Raw genomic sequence first — 15,942 nt, 5'->3', positions numbered from 1 at the left:
ACCCATAACATCAGCACTTGAATCCAGCCAATCGGGGTTTGAATCAAAAGGTAATAATTCTTTGGTATGGCGTTATAACGGCGTGCGTAAAGGCCGGCGTGTACTCGCTTATGGAAAGATGGAAGCGTGTTTTTGTTTTTTTAGTTGTCGAACTGACAAGGGAAGAAAATCGTGACGTAAAGTCTAGAGTGTTTTGTGTGATTGTTCGCAGTCATCGTTGCCCGGGGCGTGGAATAAGCATGCAAAATTGTGCTTAACCGATTGTGGAATCTCTTAATGGCAGCGACCTTGGTTTTTTATTTATAAAGTAAAGTGTCGTGTTGTCAGTAATTTAAAAATTTGTGAATTTTTTATCACAAAATGTGAATTGGTGCCTGAGGTGTTTTCTGACACGCAATTAGCTGTTTTATAAAAAAGAAATTTTTGATGTCGGAAAACAAGGAGACTTTGAGTGATATTGGTGTTCGTCAGTCCAGTGTCGAGAGCGAAAATCAGTGCCTAGGTTTAAGGCAGTCGCAGGAATAAAACCGAGCTTGTTGCCTTGTTTTCGTTGTTTGCCGCCACCCACCGGCGGCGAGGACACTCCCATGAATACCGACACCGAAAGAGCCAATGCCAACGCCACTGCGCTGCGCGCCATGGAGCCCACCAGCGTTGTCTTTGTCACCGATGGTGGCGATGGCAGTGACAGGCTGGACTACGATTTTGGCTACAACAGAGGGCCCGCCAGCAGTGGCGCCTATCGCTGGGTGGCCACGGATCTTCCCACGCTGACGGCGGACGGTGAGCCAGTACGATTTCGGATTTCCCCCGACGGGCAGCGTTTGATGCTGTTCGAGGAGAGCTTGATCGATACCGATCCGGATCGAGCCTTGCTGACCCTGCAACTGACGGGTGACGATGGCAGTTTTACTGTCTCGATGAATCGAAAACTGGACCATACGGGGCCAGATTTCGACGACATTATCTCGCTATCGTTTCCTTACATCGCCACCGACAACGAGGGCAGGGAAGAGAAGGCCTGGGTCAACATCAATGTGGTGGATGTGGCGCCACCCACCGACCCGGCGGACAACGGCATTGATACGCCCAGTTCGGTCGTCCCGGGGGACTCTGTGTTCGGTAGCTGGAGGCTGGACGCCGGCGACGAGGGCCTAGACCGCGTCTTTGTCCGCGTGCCCGGTGACGACACCGAATATCCACTGGGAGCGATGATCGAGACCGATAAAGGCCTGCTCGCCGTCAACTGGGGCCGCTGGGTGTTCAAGGCCGACCCCGATGCCGAGGGATCGTTCGACTTCCAGATCGTTGTCATCGATGGTGACGGCGACCAGGTGATCATCGAGGCTCATACCGATATTCGGGAGCGTGACAGCAGCGAGGTCGTGACGACCCCGGAGACCGATGGCGATCCCACTACCGAACCGGCCCACGCCATCGTCGATGAAGCCGCCTCCTACTACGGCAGTGCCAGCGGCGCAGGCACAGGCGAAATGGTCATGGCAACCGGATCGTTGGGCTATGACTTCGGCGGCAATGGCCAGGGTGGGGCAGACTACGCTCACCAAGTGGTGAGCGGCTTCAGTTGGGATATTGCCAGTTTGCCGCGGCTGACCGCCGACGGTTATCCGGTGTCCTGGTCGCTTAGCGACGATGGCCGCACGGTGCGTGGGGTTGCCTACGATAGTGACGCCCTGGATGAGTATAGTGTCATCGAGGTGGTGCTTACCGATTTTGCCACCGGCAGCTATGAGGTGCGGTTGCCTGACGATAGACACTTTGCTGGTCGCGTCCAGATTGCCGCGCTGGATCACTCAGGCGCCGGCGCCGAGGACAGTATTCACTTTGAGTTGGGCTATATCGTCTTCGACGGCGGTGGCGACAGCGCCTTCGGCGTGCTCAAGGTCACGGTCAATGATGACGCTCCTCGCGCCAACGATGACAGGGCTTCCACGTCCAAGGACGCCCAGGTCATCGTCGACGTGCTGGCTAACGACGTTCCCGGTGCTGACGGTTCGGGTGGGGTTGTCGCGGCCAGCGTTCAAGGCGGAGCCGATGTCGGTAGCGTCACGGTCCGGGGCGATGGCCGCTTGTCCTTCGTGCCTCACCCGGACTTTCTGGGCGATGCCCTGATCGACTACACCAGCAGCGATGGCGATGGTGACACCACCCAGGGGCGGCTCACCGTCAATGTCCGCGACGGCGGCGCAGCGACGCCGACCACTCCCGAAACCGACGATGACCCCGACACCCAACCGGCCAGGATCGTTGTCGATGAGGAGGGTCTGCCCGGCGGCATTGCTGGCGGTATCGGTGATATCGCCGGTGAATCAACGGTCGCCACCGGTTTCCTGGGTTATGACGCTGGCGACGATGGGGTTGCTGGTTTCTCCTGGATGCGTAGCTTCTCTTTGCCAGGTGTGGAGGTGAGAGGGGAAGGGCTGCGCCTGTCACGGGAGAATGATGGGCGGACCTTGATTGCCAAGGACGCGCAGTTCGACCCGGTATTCAGGCTTGAACTTGTCGATATCTCGACGGGTGAATATCGCTTCGAGCTGTTCCAGCCACTGGATCATTCGGATCCGAGCGTCGAGGACAATGTCGACTTCGCGATTGGCTATGTCATCACCGATGGTGACGGCGATACGGCTGAAGGCGTGCTCGAGGTCAGCGTCAATGACGACGACGGCCGCGCCAACAGTGATAGCGCCACCACCTTCAGCGCTACGCCGGTCACTGTGGATGTGCTGAGCAACGACGAGATCGGCGCCGAGGGCATACGCAAGGTCATGCAGGCAAGCGTTCAGGGCGGGGACGCTCTCGGCACCGTCTCGATCAACCCCGATGGCACCCTGACCTTTGTTCCCGCTGAGGGGTTCTCCGGCGATGCGCTTATCGACTACGCCCGCTCCGATGGCGACGGTGACTTTGCCGCCGGCACTCTCACCGTGTCTGTTGCGGCCGTCAATCCTGACGGGCCGATCACGCCACTGGTCGACGGCGATCCCGACACCCGATCGCCCAGGGCGGTGGTCGATGAGGATGGCCTGGCGGGCGGCATCCACGGCGGGGCCGGCGACGTGGCTACCCAGAGTCGCGTGACCATCGGATCGCTGGGCTACGACTTCGGCAATGATGGTCCGGGTGGCTTCCGCTGGCATACCGATGGCCTGCCGATACTGACCTCCGGTGGCGATCCGGTGAGCTGGCGGCTAAGCGGCAATGGCCTTTCGCTGCTGGGCGTCGATAGCAGTGGCGGCAGGGTCATCGCGGTGCAGCTTGTCGACGTGGTGACCGGCCGCTACAAGGTGACGCTGGACAAGCCGCTGGATCACGCCATTTCGGGCATCGAGGACGATCTCTATATCGACGTGGGCTACACCGTTACCGACAGCAATGGTGACGCGGCCGTTGGTATGCTCAGCATCGTTCTGGACGACGACAGCCTGGTGGCCCGAGACGATAGCGCCACAACCGCCGCCGACACGGCGGTCAGGGTAGCGGTGCTGGACAACGACGGGTTGGGTGCCGATGGCCCTGGGGGCATCATCGACGCCAGCGTGCGCGGCGGGCCGGCGGTCGGCAGCGTCACGATCAACCCCGACAACAGCCTGACCTTCGTGCCTCACCCGGAGCTTTTCGGCAGAGAGGTGCTGATCGATTATGTCGTCAGTGACGCCGACGGTGACACCGCCGCCGCCACACTCAGCGTCGTCGTCGAAGGCGGCGATACCGACGGCCCCACCACCCCGGATAGCGACGGTGATCCTGAGAACGTGACGCCCACAGTCATCGTCGATGAGGACCGGATTTGGTTGTTTGGCTATCGATTGATTGGCCTGGAAGGTGGTCCCGGCGATATCGGATACTACCAAGCCTATTTCGACGGTTTTCTGGGCTACGACTTTGGCGAGGATGGGCCTGGCAGCTTCCGCTGGTCCACCGATGGCCTGCCCGAATTGAGCGCGAATGGTGAGCCTGTGACCTGGTCGCTCAACGCCGCCGGTAACAGCCTGATCGGCAAGGCCCGCGGTCTCAATATTAGCGGCTACTATGACCAGGTAGACGTGATCAGCATAAAGCTCCTGGGCCTGGAGCCGGGCATCTTCAAAGTTGAACTGCTGAGGGGGCTGGATCACAGCGCCCCCTACCTGGAAGACGAGATCACCTTCAGTGTCGGCTACGTCATCACCGATAGCGACGGCGATAGTGCGCAAGGCTCGCTGGACATCGTGGTGGACGACGACAGTCCCAGTGGCGGGTACGGGAGTTCCTTCGACACCGAGATCGATCAGCCGGTCATATTTAATCTGCGGGATATCTTCAATACCGGCGCCGACCGCGCGCGGGTCACCAACTTTCGCGCCGAGGTCGTCGGCGGCGATAGCGTCGGCCAGATCAGCCACGAAGAGGGGAGTTTTCGCGTCACCTTTACACCGCACCCCGAGTTCAGCGGCACGGCCTTGTTGCAGCTTGGATTTGCTGACGGTGATGGCGATGAGACCGGCGCAAGTGTTTGGGTCAAGGTCGGCGACACTCGCAACGATGAACCGAGCACGCCACTGAGCGATGACGACCCCGCCACCGACTCGGCCCGGGCCGTGCTCGACGAGGAAGGCCTCGCCGGAGGCATCGCCGGCGGCCCGGGGGATGTCGCCGGAGAGGCCAGGGTCGTCACCGGGTCGCTGGGCAATGACTTCGGCAAGGACGGGCCGGGGCTGTTTCCCTTCCACTGGGTCATCGATGGCCTGCCGGCGCTGAGCTCACAGGGTAGCCCGTTGAGCTGGTCGCTCAGCGGTACCGGGCATGAGCTGACGGCCCTGGATACGCTTGGCAACGAGGTGATCAGTGTCCGCATCACCGATCTCGAGCAGGGGCTCTACCGCGTCGAGCTGCACCAGCCGCTTGACCACGACGATGCCAGCCTCGAGGACAATATCGACCTGACCGTTCGCTACGTGATCACCGACAGCGACGGCGACACTGCCCGGGGCCAGCTCAGGCTCAGCGTGGATGATGACGGCCTGCTGCTGGTCGATGACAGCGTCGCCACCGCCAAGGGCAGCCCGGTCAGCGTGGATGTGCTGGCCAACGATCAGTTCGGTGCCGACGGCCCGGGTAGCCTTGTTGCCGCCAGCATCCAAGGGGGGGCTGCTGTCGGCAGCGTCACCATCAATTCCGACAGCACCCTGACCTTTATCCCCGACCCTGACTTCTCAGGGAGTGCGCTGATCGACTACACCGCGAGCGATGCCGACGGTGATACCCGCAGTGCACAGCTCAGCGTCATGGTCGAAAACGATGCCCCCGGTACGCCTACGACCCCGGAGACCGATGGTGACCCCGCCACCGGTCCGGCCAAGGCCGTGGTCGACGAGGACGGTCTGGCCGGCGGTATCCACGGCGGTGTCAGGGATGCGCTCACCGAGCAGACCGTGGAGACCGGCGTCTTGGGTTACGACGCTGGCGATGACGGTCTGGGCGGCTTCACTTGGCACACCGATGGCCTGCCGGCGCTGACCAGCGGCGGCGATCCGGTCAACTGGCGCCTCAGCGGCAATGGTCGCTCCCTGGTGGGGTTTGACGGCAACGGTGAGCGGGTGATTTCGGTGCAGCTTACCGACCTTGCCAGCGGCAGCTACAAGGTGGCGGTGGCACGGCCGCTGGATCACGCCTACGCCGGCATCGAGGACGATCTCAACTTCAGCGTGGGCTATACCGTCACCGACAGAGACGGCGACAGCGCCTCAGGCGTGCTGCGTATCACCGTGGACGACGACAGCCCACAGGTCAGCGACGACAGCGCCACCACCGGCAGCAAGACACCGGTGACGGTGGACGTGCTGGCCAATGACGCCTTCGGTGCCGACGGGAGTGGCGGGGTGGTCGCGGCCAGCGTCCAGGGAGGGGCGAGCGTCGGCAGCGTCAGCGTCAATGGCGACGATACCCTGACCTTCGTGCCGGGCGACGGCTTCACCGGTAGCGCCCTGATCGACTATAGCGCCAGCGATGGCGACGGCGACACCACTGAGGGGCGGCTTACCGTCACCGTCAGGGACCCGCAGGGGAATGGTATTCCCACCCCCCCCTCCACGCCGCCCTGGGTTCTCCTCGACGAGGACGGTCTGGTTGACGGTTTAGGTGGTGGCCCTGGCGATCTTCCTGAGCCCGTTGACGATTTCCACAGTGGTCAACTGGGCTATGACTTCGGCGATGACGGGCCTGGCAGTTTTACCTGGCTGACCGAGGACCTGCCGACGCTGACGAGTCGGGGATCTTCGATCGATTGGCACCTCAGCGACGACGGTCTTGTGCTCAGGGGCGCTGCCGATGGGCGTACGGTAATACGGTTTGAACTCACCGATGTCCTCAGCGGGGACTATCAGGTGTGGTTGGAGCAGTCGATGGACCATGACGATGCCTATGTGGAAAGCAACATCGACTTCGATATTGGTTACCGGATCACCGATGGCGACGGTGACAGTGCCGCAAGCAAGATACAGGTACGGGTAAACGATGATAGCCCCTTCGCCGTGGCCAGCATGGAAGCAACCATCGAGAGTGGCTCCACGGTATTTTTCGGCAATGTACTGCGCTTCTCCAGGTCCGGTGCCGACTATGGCCTCGACTTCAGCGTCGAGGTTCAGGGGGGTGACGCGGTCGGCAGCGTCAGCACCACCAGCGCAGGATTTTTCTTCACGGCCCATCCCGACTTTACGGGAATCGCCACCGTTTACCTGAACGTCATCGACGGTGACGGCTCCATCGATGTGGACGATGTTTCCATCACAGTGGAGAGCAATGTCGATACCGGTGACTACGCCAGGGCCAACTCGAGTCTCACCCCGGTTGTCGTCGCTGAGGACGGTCTGGCGGACGGTATCACCGATGGCGGTGATGACGCCCCCGGTGAGTCCAGCATCCAGTCGGGATCGATGCCCTACGACTTTGGCTCCGTGAGTGTCCTCGAAGCCGAGGCTCAGGACGATGTCCTCGGAGACGTCCTCGGCAATGTCCCCGGCAACGCTGTGGACAACGCCGAGGCGGGCCGGCTGGCGCTGTCGGAATTGCTCGACGAGAGCGACGAGGAGGTAGCGGCCTGGCTGCCGCCGGAACAGGACCAGACAGACAGCGTAGGCCCCGCGTCGGCAGGGGGCAGTGGTGGAGGCAGTGGTGGCGGCAGTGGCAGTGGCGCAGACAGCGAACAAGCGCTGGTCCTGAACGGTGCCGGTGTGCCGGGCGCAGGCGACACCACGCTGGAGCGCATCGGCCAGGAGGCTGCGCTGCTGGTGGAGTAGAGAGTGGAGTAGAGAGTGGAGTAGAGAGTGGAGCAAGCGGTGGATCACTCCAGCGAAGATCCCCTTCGATCACCCGGCCCTTGGCCGGGTGATGTCTTGTCGGATATCGCAATATTTTTTTGCATCTTTTTGTGTCGATAAGTCAGCTGAAATTCTGCCTCGACTTCTCGATGATCGATGGATGTTTTTCCTGTCGCGTGGTCAATGTTGATCGATCAATATTCCAAAAGGTGGCGTTGACTTACAAGGTGGTCTGTTGGCTTTTATAAGCCAGGTCAGCGCCGGCGCTTATCCAGCCTACAGAACTGTGTTGTTTCGAGTTTTTCGATGCCGGAATCTCATGTTTTCAAATCGGTGGAAAAAACAAAAAAGTGTTGTTTTTCAGTTGGTAAAGAATTTCGTGAATTTTCTTTTGTGTGGCTTTTGGTGTGAAGTGGTTTTTTGCTGATTCGCAAGTGTCGGTTTTTTATGAAAGTCGCGGTTCGCACCAGGAATCGAGGAGTAATGGGACGAAAAGTGGTGGCCACCAGTCCAGTGTCGAGGTCGGTATCGACCACCTAGCTTCAAGGAGTCATGCGCGAATTTCGACCCACCAAAGGACAGGAGACTGTCATGAATACCGATTCCGAAACAGACAATGCGAGCACCTACACCTCGATCGACAGTCCACACGACCACACCCCGACCGCCGGTCTGATCAGGTCGGTGGTTGACGAAGAGGGCCTGCCCGGCGGCATTCGAGGTGGCGTAGGGGACGCCTTGACTTCCCAGAGCTTTACCGCCGCTCGTTTGAACTATGACGTCGGTAACGACGGCGTGCGTTCCTTCACCTGGCACACCGCCGGGCTGCCGGCACTGACCTCCGGCGGCGTCCCGATCAATTGGCAGCTCAGTGGTAACGGTCGTTCGCTGGAAGGCTTCGACGACAACGGTGACCGCGTTATCTGGATACTGCATGGCCCTGCAACGGGCCCCTATTACAAGTTGTTTGTCGAGGGTCCGCTGGACCACCGCAGCAGCAAGTTTGAAGACGATATCAAGTTCACGGTGGGCTACACCGTCACCGATGGGGACGGCGACAGCGCTGACGGAGCTGTGCAGATCATCATCGATGACGACAGCGGAATCGCCCATGACGACAGTGCCACCGCCGCCAGCGGCACGCCGGTGCGTGTGGATGTGCTGGCCAACGATGAGCATGGTGCCGATGGCCCGGGCGGTGTCATCAGGGCCAGCGTTCAGGGTGGTGCTGGCGTCGGCAGCGTCACCATCAACCCCGACAGCACCCTGACCTTCGTCCCGCACCAGGGCTTCGCCGGTGACGCAGTGATCGACTACAACGGTACCGATGGCGACGGTGATATCACCTCGGCGTCACTGACGGTCGATGTGATGGCGGGCCGGGAAGATGGCGAACTCTATGTCGGTGACAACGGGGACAATCATGGGTCGACCGGCCCGGGTGATGACGTCCTGATCGGCGACCTGGGCGGCAAGCAGGGATTGATTGCGTCAGGTGTCGACTACAACATCTCGATCCTGATCGACGAGTCCGGCAGCATGCGCCAGCCGTCCGGCACGGATGGTCTGAGTCGGCTACAGCTATTGCAGCAGAACCTCAATCTGTTGCTCACACGTCTGGCGGGTCACGACGGAAATGTGGACGTACAAGTGGTGCGTTTTGACGACAAGGCGCATTCACCCAGAGCGGTCGATGGTCTGAACGAACATAACGTGGCTGGCCTTATCGCTTACGTCAACGGTGCGGCCGCCCAGGGCTCCACCAACTATCAGGCTGCCCTCTCCGCCGCCAGAAAATACCATGTCGCAAAGGAAGATGAAGGTGACAGGTCGCTGACCATGTTCCTGACCGATGGTCTCCCAACCTCCTACCGGGAGGGTGGACACATCGTGGAGAGCGATGTGGCGGGGGCCTTTACCCCTGTCCACAAGGCGTATCAACAGTTCCTTCAACTCGGTCGGCTGTCCGAGGTGCATACCTTCGGTATCGGTGAAGAGGTAGCGGGGGAGCCGGATCCTGCGGGTCTGCTGCGCAAGGACTATCTGGACATCTTCGACAATACCGAGACCCAGGGGACTCGCACCATCACCCTGCAGGACGGCACCGAGTGGACGTCACCCGCCGGTGAGTCGGTCATCGTCAACACCCAGGAGGTACTGAACGCCGCGCTGGCGCAGGGCGGCCCCGACGCACCGCTCGAGGTGCTCGGTGACGATGTGCTTGCCGGCGGGGTGAAGGCCGATATTCTGTTTGGCGACACCGTCAACTCCGACCACCTCCGCTGGAGAGACGGCGATACCCACGAGAGCTTTGCCGCCGGCAGCCACGACGGCCTCGGCTACGAAGGGCTGACCGAGTACCTCAAGTGGTCGGTTCACCATGGCAATGGCGCCGAGGCGAGCGACGCCGAGATCATTGCCTATATCCAGGACCACTACCGGGAGCTGATGGATACAGACCGTGTCGATGACGGCAACGATACCCTGCTTGGGGAAGGGGGGCGCGATGTGCTGATCGGCGGTGGTGGTGACGACGTGCTGATCGGCGGTCGCGGTGGCGACGTGATGTGGGGCGGCTTTGGCGCCGACACCTTTGGCTACGAGGCGGGGGATGCGGGCAGTGTGCGCAGGCCTGCAGAAGACGAGATCAAGGACTTCACCCTGGGCAACACCGCCCGCAACCCCGAGGCAGACCGGCTCGATCTTTCCGATCTGCTCGATGACGCCCGTGACCACCAGGTGTCGGACTTCCTGCACGCCAGTCAGGAGGGGGACGATACCGTCATCGCGGTCAAGTCCGATGGTGGTATCGGCGCACACGGCGCTGGCGCCGATCAGTTTATCGTCCTGGCCGGCGTGCGCATGGGCGGAGCATCCAGCGACGCCTTCCTCGATCGATTGATCGACCATGGACAGCTCGAGGTGGAATAGGCGCTGGCCCATCCGCCGGCGCATGCTCACGCATGCGTCGGCGGATGGCGATAGGCTCGTCGCTTCACTAGGTGTCGTTGACGTCGCCTGAAGGGCGCCTGACGCTGCCGCGCAGCATCGGCGTGACCGGCAGGGTGATCTGCTGTGGTGGGGTGTCCGGCTGGTCGATCTGGGCCAGCAGCAACTCGGTGGCACGCATGATCATGGTCTGTACCGGCTGCTGCAGGGTCGTCAGCGAGTGGCTCGGCCAGGCGGCCATGGGCACGTCGTCGAAACCGATGACCGAGACGTCCTCGGGCACCTTGAGGCAGAACTCGCTCTGGATGACTTCCATGGCGGCGATGGCCATCAGGTCGTTGGCGGCAAACAGGGCGTCGGGTGGGGTGGTGCTGGCGAACAGCAGACGGGTGGCCTGGCAGGCGCTGGTGTATTGGTAGTGGCCGATGCCGCTGTCGTGAAGGGCTGCCCCCATGGAGGCCAGGCCCTCGACAAAGCCAGCGCGACGCTGGATGTCGGTGGAGGAATCGACCAGGCCAGACAGGTAGGCGATGCGGCGATGGCCCAGCGAGACCAGGTGGCGGCCCGCCCAGTAGCCGCCCTGGAAGTTGTCACAGGCGACCTGGCTGATGCCCGCGTAGTCGACCGTACGGTTGATGATTACCACCGGAATGCCGTAGTCGCAGACCAGAGCCGCCTGGTCGTCATTGAGGGTAATCGCCAGCATCAGGATGCCTTCGACCTGGCTTCTCAGGATGTCGTCGAGCACGTCATCGAAGCCGTCGCTGCTGGACGCCGAGAACAGCAGCAGGTGGTAACCCTGCTGCTTGAAGAAGCGGGACGCCTTTTCCAGCATATAGCTGTAGAAGGGATTCTCGAGGCTGTAGACGACCACCGCGATGGTGCGACTCGATCGCGTGATCAGAGAGCGGGCGATGGTGTTGGGCCGATAGCCCAGTTGCCGCGCCGCTTCCATGACCTTCTTGCGGGTCTTGTCCGACACCTTGGCATCCGGCGAAAAGGTCCGGCTGACGGCAGACTGCGAGACCCCGGCAAGACGGGCGACATCGTGTGAGGTGACGGATTTCTTTTTCATCGAGTCATGTCGTGTCGGGTGGCAGAAATGGCCGGCGATCACGCCGGCTCGACAGGCTCCAGAGACGCATAGGCGGCGATCTTGTCGGTGTAGACGCGGGCATTGTCGCGCACCGACTGTATCTCGTCCTCGGTCAGTTCTCTGACCACCTTGGCTGGACTGCCGACGATCAACGAGCCAGGGGGAAAGCGCTTGCCCGAGGTGACGAGCGCGCCGGCGCCGATGATACATCGATCACCGATGTCGGCACCGTTGAGTACCGTGGCATTCATCCCCACCAGCACGTCATCGCCGATGCGGCAGCCGTGCAGCATGGCCAGGTGACCGACCGTGACCTGGCGTCCCATGGTAACCGGATAGCCGGGGTCCGAGTGAACCACACAGCCGTCCTGCAGGTTGCTGTCGTCTCCCACCACGATAGGCGCATTGTCGCCACGAAGCACGGCCCCGGGCCACACGCTGACGCGCTCATCCAGGCGTACGTCGCCGATCAGCGTGGCCTCGTCGAACACCAGCGCGCTGGCGGCGATATCGGGGGCCTTGCCCCCGAGTCGATACAGGGTCATTGCCCGTCTCCCTAGAAGCCGACCTGGTCGGCGCCCTTGAGTCCGAGCATCTGACGCGCTTCGTCCGGTGTCGCCACCTCAAACGACAGACCCTCGAGGATCTCGCGCACCTTGGCGACCTGGCTTGCGTTGGTCTCGGCCAGCTTGCCCGGGCCCAGCCACAGCGAATCCTCGAGCCCGACCCGCACGTGTCCCCCCATGGCGGCGGCCTGGGCGGCGATGCGCATCTGGCTGCTGCCGGCGCCCAGCACCGACCACTCGTAGGCGTCGCCGAACAGCCGGTCCGCGGTGCGCCGCATGTGGATCACGTCCTCCGGGTGAGGACCGATGCCACCGAGGATGCCGAACACGCTCTGGACGAACACGCGGCCGCCGATGACGCCGCGGTCGAGCAGGTTGCGCAGGGAATAGAGGTGTCCGATGTCGTAGCACTCGCACTCGAAACGGGTACCGTTCTCGGCGCCCAGGGTCATCGCCTTCTCGATGTCGGCGAAGGTGTTCTTGAACACCAGGTCGCGACTGTTCTCCAGGTGCTCACGCTCCCACTGGTGCTCAAGCGACGCGTAGCGGTCGAGCATCGGGAACAGCCCGAAGTTGATCGAGCCCATGTTCATGGAGGCAAGCTCGGGCTTGAACTCCATGGCCGGGCGCATACGCTCCTCCACCGTCATGTGCGGACTGCCACCGGTGGTGAGGTTGATCACCGCGTCGCAGGCGTCCTTGATGCGGGGCAGGAAGCGCTCGAACATGGCCGGGTCCTGGGTCGGCTTGCCGTTGTCGGGATCACGCGCATGCAGGTGCAGAATCGAGGCGCCGGCCTCGGCGGCGGCGATGCCTGCCTCGGCGATCTCTTCCGGGGTGACCGGCAGGTGCGGCGACATGGACGGGGTGTGGATCGCGCCGGTGACCGCGCAGGTGATGATGACCTTGCGTTGCTTTGCCATGGGTCGGGTCCTTGAATGATGGATAGGCGGGTAAGGTGGGGCAGTGGTTGGTCTGGGTCCGTCGTTGGCCCGGGTCAGTCGTTGGTCTGGGACTGCTGGTGGGCGATCAGCGCCATCAGGCGTCGGTCGCGCCAGGCCTGTCGCTCGCCCAGGCGCTGGGCCGGCAGTTGTTGACGGCGCTGCTGGTCGAGTGCCGCCAGGGTCGTGGTTTGCCAGGGATCGTCGTCACCGCGCTCGCGGTCAACGTCGCGATACAGCGGCCCATAGCGGTTGCCATAGTCGACCACGCCATCGGGCGCATTGAGGTCGATGGTCTCGAAGGGCCCCATGAACGACCAGCGCAGGCCCAGCCCGTGCTTGACCGTCTTGTCCAGATCCTCGGCGGAGCACACCCCGTCTGCGAACAGTCTCAGCGCCTCGTTGAGCAGGGCGCCTTGCAGGCGATTGAGCACGAAGCCAGGGACTTCCTTGTTGACCAGGATCGGTGTCTGCCGGGCCTGTTCCATCAGCGCCATGGTGGACGCCACCGCGGCTTGCCCGGTGGCCGGCGCCGGCACCACTTCCACCAGCGGGATCAGGTAGGGCGGATTGACCGGATGGGCCACCAGGCAACGGTCAGGGTGATGGAGGTGATCGGTGAAGCGCGAAGCGGCGATACCGGAGGTCGAGCTGGCCAGCACGGTGTCCTTGGCCACCACGGCTTCAAGGTCGCTGTAGATGCGCCGCTTGGTCTCGACATCTTCCGGCCCGCACTCCTGCACGTAGCCGACCCCGGCCATGGCCGATGCCAGGTCGCTGTCGTAGCGGATACGCGACATCGCCCGCTCCGGGTCCTCGATCAGCCCCGCCTGGTGGAGGTCGTCGAGGGAGGTGGCGATGGCGTCGCGGGCCCGCTCGAGCGCCTCGTCTGCGGCGTCATGCAGGCGCACGTCGATGCCGGCTCGGGCGAACACGATGGCCCAGGCGCGGCCGATCAGGCCGGCGCCGAGAATACCTACGGGTCTGGTCATAAGGAGGCTTCCGTGGTCACAGGGATTCGACGTTGGCGCAGACGCTGAGTGCCTGGCCGCTGATGTTGGTGCCCCCCGGCGCCGCCAGGAACAGTGCCATGGCGGCGATATCGGTGGGCTCGACCATGCGACGCATGGAGATCTTCGACAGGTTCTCCGTTTCCATTTCGGCGTAGCTGATGCCGCGCTTGGCGGCGCGGTCCTCGATCACCTTCTCGATGCGTGGCCCGCGCACGATGCCCGGGAGGATGGCATTGACCCGCACGCCGTCCGGGCCAAGCTCGCAGGCCAGGCTCTTGGTCAGGCCGACCACCGCCCACTTGCTCGCGGCGTAGGGCGTGCGGTAGGCGAAGCCAAGCCGTCCGGCTACCGAGGCCAGGTTGACCAGCAGTCCCTGGCTGTCGCGCAGCAGCGGCGCGGCGCGGTGGGCGACGCGGTACTGGCCGTTCAGGTTGATGTCGATGGTCTGGGTCCAGCTTGCGTGATCGATCTCGTCGATGCCCGCGGTGGGGCCGGCGATCCCGGCGTTGTTGACCACCACATCGAGACCGCCGAGTGCGCGGGCGTCATCGAACAGGCGGGCGACCTCGTCCTCGCGGCTGACGTCGCAACGGGTATGGGTGATGCCGTCTGGCAGGGCGGCCAGGGCCTCGCTGTCGATGTCGCAGACGTGGACCCTGGCGCCGGCCTGGACGAAGGCCTTGGCGATGGCCAGGCCGATGCCGGAGGCGCCGGCGGTGACCAGCACGCGCAGTCCCTGGCGCGGGGTGAGGCTTTCAACGACGTTCATGGTGTTCTCCTTGTGTGGGGTCACAGCGACGGCAGCCAGGTGGACAACACCGGCAGCAGGCTGATGATCAGAAGGTTGGCGAGCACGATCGCGACAAAGGGCATGACCGCCCAGGTCAGACGAGCGATGCCGATGTTGGTGATCTGGGAGGCGACGAAGAGGTTGAGCCCGACCGGCGGGGTGAACATGCCCATGGCCAGGTTGACCACCATGATGATGCCGAAGTGGATCGGGTCGAAGCCGTAGCTCACCGCGATCGGCAGCAGGATCGGCACGAAGATCAGGATGGCGGCGGCGGCCTCGATGAACATGCCGGCCAGAAGCAGCAACAGGTTCGCCAGCAGGATGAACAGAAGCGGGCTGTCGATGGCCGAGATCACGAAGTCCGAGATCATGTCGGGGACCCGCAGGCTTTGCAGGATGCGCCCATAGAGCCCGGCGGCGCCGATGATGCTGAGCACCACCGCGGTGGTCACGGCGGATTGCTTGAGGATGCCTACCAGGCTTGCGAACTTGATCTCGCGGTAGATCAGGGTGCCGATGACGAAGGAGTAGGCGACCGCGATGACGGCGGCTTCGGTGGGGGTAAAGACACCCCCATAGATGCCACCGAGGATGATCACCGGCATCAGGATGGCCAGAATCGCCTTTTTACCGGCGCGAAAGACGTCGCCGAGCGAGCTTTTTTCTCCGCCGCCAAGTCCATTGGCACGGGCAAAGAAGTAGGCAAACACCAGCAGGGTGAGGGTCACCAGGATGCCCGGCAGAATACCGGCGATGAACATGTCGCCCACCGAGACGTTGGCGGCGATGCCGTAGAGAATCAGCGGGATGCTGGGCGGGATGATCACGCCGAGGGCGCCGGAGGCGGCCTGGTTGGCGGCGGCGTAGCCACCGGGATAGCCCTTGGACAGCATGGCGGGAATCAGGATGGCGCCGATCGCGGCGGTAGTGGCGGCGCCGGAGCCGGAGATCGCGGCGAAGAACAGCGACGTGACGATAGCCACCATGGCCAGGCCGCCGGTCATGCTGCCCACCAGGGTGTTGGAAAAGTCGACCAGGCGCTTGGAGATGCCGCCACCCTGCATCAGGTAGCCCGCCAGGATGAAGAACGGGATCGCCATCAACGGAAAGGAATTGACCGAGGCCAGCATCTGCTGGGCGACGATCAGCATCGGCATCAGGTCGCCGTGCCAGACGGTGATGGCCGAGGCCAAGCCCAGCGAGAAGGCGATGGGGACGCCAAGAATGAACAGTGAAATCAGCAGGATGAACAGTAACAGTGCCAT

General features: G+C 62.6%; 8 protein-coding genes. 2 read left to right on the top strand and 6 right to left on the bottom strand.

Features of this window, described 5'->3' with window-relative positions; genetic code table 11:
• The first annotated feature begins 587 nt into the window (after positions 1-587).
• On the top strand, positions 588-7,298 hold the full coding sequence (locus NKF27_RS14955; RefSeq protein WP_253552825.1) for a tandem-95 repeat protein: 6,711 nt from the start codon (positions 588-590) through the stop codon (positions 7,296-7,298).
• 612 nt (positions 7,299-7,910) lie between these two features.
• Positions 7,911-10,250: a type I secretion C-terminal target domain-containing protein gene (locus tag NKF27_RS14950; protein WP_253552823.1), complete on the top strand. Its 2,340-nt coding sequence runs from the start codon at positions 7,911-7,913 to the stop codon at positions 10,248-10,250.
• 67 nt (positions 10,251-10,317) lie between these two features.
• Here NKF27_RS14950 and NKF27_RS14945 read toward each other — a convergent pair whose 3' ends face one another.
• The 6 genes from NKF27_RS14945 to NKF27_RS14920 form a co-directional block, all read right to left on the bottom strand.
• Positions 10,318-11,343 carry a LacI family DNA-binding transcriptional regulator gene (locus NKF27_RS14945; protein ID WP_045992521.1) on the bottom strand — a complete coding sequence of 342 codons (1,026 nt, stop codon included), beginning with the start codon at positions 11,341-11,343 and terminating at the stop codon, positions 10,318-10,320.
• A gap of 38 nt (positions 11,344-11,381) precedes the next feature.
• Positions 11,382-11,909: a gamma carbonic anhydrase family protein gene (locus tag NKF27_RS14940; RefSeq protein WP_253552821.1), complete on the bottom strand. Its 528-nt coding sequence runs from the start codon at positions 11,907-11,909 to the stop codon at positions 11,382-11,384.
• A gap of 11 nt (positions 11,910-11,920) precedes the next feature.
• On the bottom strand, positions 11,921-12,853 hold the full coding sequence (locus tag NKF27_RS14935) for a 3-keto-5-aminohexanoate cleavage protein (protein WP_045992523.1): 933 nt from the start codon (positions 12,851-12,853) through the stop codon (positions 11,921-11,923).
• Positions 12,854-12,927: 74 nt separating this feature from the next.
• The gene (locus tag NKF27_RS14930; RefSeq protein ID WP_253552819.1) at positions 12,928-13,863 is read right to left on the bottom strand and encodes a 3-hydroxyacyl-CoA dehydrogenase; all 936 of its coding nucleotides are present in this window, start codon (positions 13,861-13,863) and stop codon (positions 12,928-12,930) included.
• Positions 13,864-13,879: 16 nt separating this feature from the next.
• The gene (locus NKF27_RS14925) at positions 13,880-14,653 is read right to left on the bottom strand and encodes an SDR family oxidoreductase (protein ID WP_222568798.1); all 774 of its coding nucleotides are present in this window, start codon (positions 14,651-14,653) and stop codon (positions 13,880-13,882) included.
• Positions 14,654-14,673: 20 nt separating this feature from the next.
• A complete protein-coding gene (locus tag NKF27_RS14920; protein ID WP_253552817.1) occupies positions 14,674-15,942 on the bottom strand; it encodes a TRAP transporter large permease in 1,269 nt (422 codons plus the stop codon).

It is taken from the genome of Halomonas sp. DN3 (assembly GCF_024137905.1).
GTDB classification, from domain to species: domain Bacteria; phylum Pseudomonadota; class Gammaproteobacteria; order Pseudomonadales; family Halomonadaceae; genus Halomonas; species Halomonas litopenaei.
The sequence above is the reverse complement of the archived record's forward strand: the minus strand, read 5'-3'. Positions and strand labels throughout refer to the sequence as shown.

Bases quoted from the DNA above. Each gene is read 5' to 3' on its own strand.
- NKF27_RS14920 (WP_253552817.1), bottom strand. From the start codon at position 15,942: ATGGCACTGTTACTGTTCATCCTGCTGATTTCACTGTTCATTCTTGGC.
- NKF27_RS14925 (WP_222568798.1), bottom strand. From the start codon at position 14,653: ATGAACGTCGTTGAAAGCCTCACCCCGCGCCAGGGACTGCGCGTGCTG.
- NKF27_RS14940 (WP_253552821.1), bottom strand. From the start codon at position 11,909: ATGACCCTGTATCGACTCGGGGGCAAGGCCCCCGATATCGCCGCCAGC.
- NKF27_RS14955 (WP_253552825.1), top strand. From the start codon at position 588: ATGAATACCGACACCGAAAGAGCCAATGCCAACGCCACTGCGCTGCGC.
- NKF27_RS14945 (WP_045992521.1), bottom strand. From the start codon at position 11,343: ATGAAAAAGAAATCCGTCACCTCACACGATGTCGCCCGTCTTGCCGGG.
- NKF27_RS14950 (WP_253552823.1), top strand. From the start codon at position 7,911: ATGAATACCGATTCCGAAACAGACAATGCGAGCACCTACACCTCGATC.
- NKF27_RS14935 (WP_045992523.1), bottom strand. From the start codon at position 12,853: ATGGCAAAGCAACGCAAGGTCATCATCACCTGCGCGGTCACCGGCGCG.
- NKF27_RS14930 (WP_253552819.1), bottom strand. From the start codon at position 13,863: ATGACCAGACCCGTAGGTATTCTCGGCGCCGGCCTGATCGGCCGCGCC.